Annotated in this window: 4 protein-coding genes and 1 pseudogene; 3 read left to right on the forward strand and 2 right to left on the reverse strand. The window is 68.3% G+C overall.

Annotation, left to right across the window (positions count from 1 at the left end; all coding sequences use genetic code 11):
• The first annotated feature begins 223 nt into the window (after positions 1–223).
• Both RDU12_RS13655 and RDU12_RS13660 read left to right on the forward strand, forming a co-directional pair.
• Positions 224–787 carry a TMEM165/GDT1 family protein gene (locus tag RDU12_RS13655; protein WP_300291952.1) on the forward strand — a complete coding sequence of 188 codons (564 nt, stop codon included), beginning with the start codon at positions 224–226 and terminating at the stop codon, positions 785–787.
• 36 nt (positions 788–823) lie between these two features.
• Complete coding sequence (locus RDU12_RS13660; protein ID WP_300291950.1) at positions 824–1,189, forward strand: VanZ family protein; 366 nt, start codon at positions 824–826, stop codon at positions 1,187–1,189.
• Here the strand turns inward: RDU12_RS13660 and RDU12_RS13665 are convergent.
• Positions 1,168–1,968 (reverse strand): metallophosphoesterase, encoded by an 801-nt coding sequence (locus RDU12_RS13665; RefSeq protein WP_300291948.1) that lies wholly within the window; start codon positions 1,966–1,968, stop codon positions 1,168–1,170. The genes RDU12_RS13660 and RDU12_RS13665 overlap by 22 nt on opposite strands.
• Entirely contained in the window at positions 1,952–2,728 is a 777-nt protein-coding gene (locus RDU12_RS13670; RefSeq protein ID WP_300291946.1) for a hypothetical protein, read from the reverse strand. The genes RDU12_RS13665 and RDU12_RS13670 overlap by 17 nt, the downstream gene beginning before the upstream one ends.
• 138 nt (positions 2,729–2,866) lie before the next feature.
• Between RDU12_RS13670 and RDU12_RS13675 the strand changes: the two are divergent.
• Positions 2,867–3,812: pseudogene (locus RDU12_RS13675) on the forward strand (hypothetical protein); the annotation flags it as partial.

Raw genomic sequence — 3,812 nt, forward strand, 5'->3', positions numbered from 1 at the left:
CTCCCGGAGAGGATGGCGCGAAAGGTTTCCAGTGGTCCTATGGCGCGCACGCGGTGCGCGCCGACTTGAGGGCGTCGTCCTCAAGCAGCGAGCGCCCGCGGCGCGAGCGATAGGACCCTGCGAAACATGGCAAGACCGCTGGCAGTCGCAGGGGATTTCCACGCGGAGCCCGGCTGCGACCGCCACAGGTCTGTCCGCCGAGGCTCCGCGCACGATAGTTCATTTGGACGCCTTCCTGATCTCGACCGGCCTCGTCTCCATCGCGGAGATCGGGGACAAGACCATGCTGCTGGCCATCATGCTGGCCGCGGCCTGGCGTCGGCCGCTGCCGATCCTGCTCGGCATTCTCGTCGCCACCCTGGCCAACCACGCCTTTGCGGGACTGGCGGGGACCGTGCTGGGCCATTTCATGGAAGGCGGCTGGGTGCGCTGGGTCGTCGGCCTGGCCTTTCTCGGCTTCGCCGTCTGGGCCCTGATCCCCGACCGCTTCGACGAGCGCCCGGACACCACCGAGAAGACCTTCTCCGGCGTATTCTGGACCACGACCGCCGCCTTCTTCGTCATCGAGATGGGCGACAAGACCCAGGTCGCCACCGCCGTCCTCGCCGCACAGTTCCAGTCCCTGCCTCTGGTCGTGGCGGGCTCGACCCTGGGCATGATGCTGGTCAACACGCCGGCGGTGCTGCTGGGCGAGGCGGCGGCGCGCAAGCTGCCGTTGAAGTGGATCAGGGTCGCGGCGGCGGCCGGCTTCGCGGCGACGGGGGTTTGGGTCCTGGTCTTCGGCTGATAGAGAGGCCGTCCCCCGAGAAAGCCCCCGGTTCATATGCGTCTCTTCCTCCGCCTCGCCGGCGCCGTCGTGCTGACCGTGTTGCTCGCCCTGATGCTCGCGCCGGGCGGCGCCATCGAAGCCACCGAACACGTCTGGGACAAGGCCGCCCATTTCGTGGCGTTCGGTCTGATCCTCTGGAGTCTGGGCGTGCTGTTCCGACGACTGCCCCGCCTGTGGGCGGCGGTTCTGGCGGTCGCCATCGGGGGCGCCGTCGAAGTCGCGCAACATTTTACGGGCCGTGATCCCAGCTGGGGCGACTTGCTGGCCGACATCCTCGGCGTGGCGGCGGCCCTGGCGCTGTGGGCCCTCTGGCGCGGCTTCCGCCCGCGCGAGGCGTTTCAGACCTCGAACACCCGATAGGGAGTCTCGCCCAGCGTCTTCAGCACCGGCAGGGCGACATTGTAGACCGGTGTGCCCTTGTTGGTCCGACCCTCCGGGGCGCCGCGATGGGCATGGCCGTGTACCACCAGGCTGATGTTGTCGTAGCGGTCGATGGTCTCGCCCAGCCGCGACGAGCCGAGGAAGGCGTGGATTTCCGGCGGCTCGCCCATCACCGTATCGACCACCGGCGAATAGTGCAGAAGCACCACCGACCGCTCGGTCCTCAGCATGCGGATCGAGTTCTCGATGTGGTTGGCGTCCTCGACCGCCTCCTGGACGAAGGCCTTGATCGAGGCCTCGCCGAAGGCGCTCAGCATGTAGCGGCCGAAGCCGCCGATGAACCCCTTGCCGCCGGCGAAGCCGACCCCTTCAATCTCATACGCCTGGCCGGTCAGCATCTGGACCCCGGCGTCGCACAGCATCCCGATGACCTCGTCGGCCCGGCCGCATTCGTGCTCGTGATTGCCCAGCACCCCGACCATCGGGATCTGGCAGCCGCGCAGATCCTCCAGCAGGATCTCGACCTCGCGGATCTTGCCGAAATTGACCAGATCGCCGCACAGGCACAGCACGTCGGCGTCCTGGTGCACCCGGTCGAACAGCTCGCGATGCGGTCGGTCGTGGGTTTCGCCGACGTGCAGGTCGCCGACGGCCGCCACCCTCAGCCTCTTCGGCGGGCCCGGCGCGAGTCCCGGCTGGAGCGTCTGCGGATCGGCGTGGGCGCCGCCTCCGACCGGCGCGTCAGTGGATGGCTTCATGCCGCTCCTCCAGTCCCTTGCCGACGATGTCGCCAAAGCCCCATTCGGTGATGTCTGCGATGTAGTCGCGCGGGCTGAACAGCCGCCCGCGGCACACCTTCACCCGCGGGGCCGGCAGGTCGACCTGGGCGTGCAGCCGCTCCGTCAGCTCGGTCATGAGCCAGCTCGGCACCCGCCCCCGCTCGGTCGGATAGGCGAAGCGGAAATTGAGCAGGTGCGCCATCAGCACCTCCCAGTAGAGGTCCATCTGGCTGAGCAGGGACTTCCAGTCGATCGCGTCCGACTGCTTCAGGATGACGTGGTTCACGTCCGCCCCGTCATAGCGGTAGCGGTCCTGGATGAAGACCTTGGAGAGGATCAGGGCCGTGGGCGGCGTGATGCCGACCTCGTGGCCGTAGACCTGGATGCTGTCCTCGCCGAACCAGCTGTCGCTGACCGCGATGGTGCCGTTCGACATGGCGAAGATCACATCGAAGAAGTGCTCGTCCTTCCAGACCTTGGCGATCCAGCGCTCATCCTCGACGTCGGTGCGATAGCCGCGGGCCTGGAAGAAGGCGAGGATGCGGGGGTAGTCGCCCGGCTTGCAGAAGACGTCGAGATCCTTCGTCGGCCGGCGGATGCCCGTATAGGCCGTCACCGCATAGGTGCCGGACAGCAGGAAGGGGATGCCGCTCTCCTTCAGCAGCCGCAGGGCCTCCCCGTAGAAGGCGACAGCGGCCTCGGGAGGATGGAAGCTGGGGTCGGCGACGGTGTCTGACATGATCCTGACCCTCGGGGGCGAGGGACTGGAAACGGTCGCGGTCTGAGGCCGGTTCCTTGGCGAAGGCGCGCCATGCATCTGATTTGTTTACGGTCTGGCCTTACGGGTTGCATTCAGGGGTGGCCGGAGGGGGTCTGCTTGCAAGGTCGTTGGCGTCTGTTCAGGCATGACGCGGGTCGGGTCGCCGGCCCGCCCGCCTGGGCCTATGTGGTCCTTTACGCCGCCGCCATGGCGGTCGGGTACTGGACGATGGCGCGGTTCGGGACGGCCACCATCTGGCTGGCCAACGGCGTCGCAACCGCCGCCCTGCTGCAGCTTCACCGTCGGCCGGCCCTGGCGGTTCTGGCCGCCTGCGCCGCGCTGGATGTCCTCGCCAACAGCCTGCGCGGATCGTCCCCCCTCTATCTGGCGGCCAATGTGGTGCTCAACCTCGGTATGGCGATGGCCGCCGCCGTGCTGGCGCGACGGGTCTGCGGCGCCGCGCTCGATCTGCGCCGGCCCGGTCGTCTGGCCCGGTTCGCGCTGCTGGCCGTTGTCCCGGCCACCGTCGTGGCCGCCCTGTCCGCCATGACCCTGACCTCGATAATCAGGCCTGTGCCCTGGGCGATCTGGCTGTTCGATCTCCAGAGCTATGTCGCCGTCGAAGTGCTGGGCCTGCTGCTTGTCACGCCGATCCTGCTGCTGCTGGCCCGTCGCCACCGGTTCGCGGGGGCGGCGCGCGCCACCGGAACCGAAGCCGCAAGTCTGGTCGGCCTGATGCTGGCCGTGACGGCCGCCGTCTTCTGGCAGAACAACGCGCCGCTGATGTTCCTCGTCTTTCTGCCGATGACGCTGATCAGCCTGCGCCTCTCGCCGGCCTGGTCGGCGGGCGCCCTGATCGGCCTGGCGCTGCTCAGCGGCGTGGCCACCCTGATGGGCCATGGGCCGGTCCACCTGACCCGGCTGGCGGATCTGCCCGGGCTCGAGAGCGTCCCCCCCATGGTGCGCAGCCTCGGCGTCTATAACCTGTTCCTGTTGGCCATCGTGATCACCGTCCTGCCGATCAGCACGGTGATGACCGAGCGGCGCCGGCTCGAGACCCGGC

It is taken from the genome of Brevundimonas sp., assembly GCF_031082345.1.
Lineage (GTDB): Bacteria > Pseudomonadota > Alphaproteobacteria > Caulobacterales > Caulobacteraceae > Brevundimonas.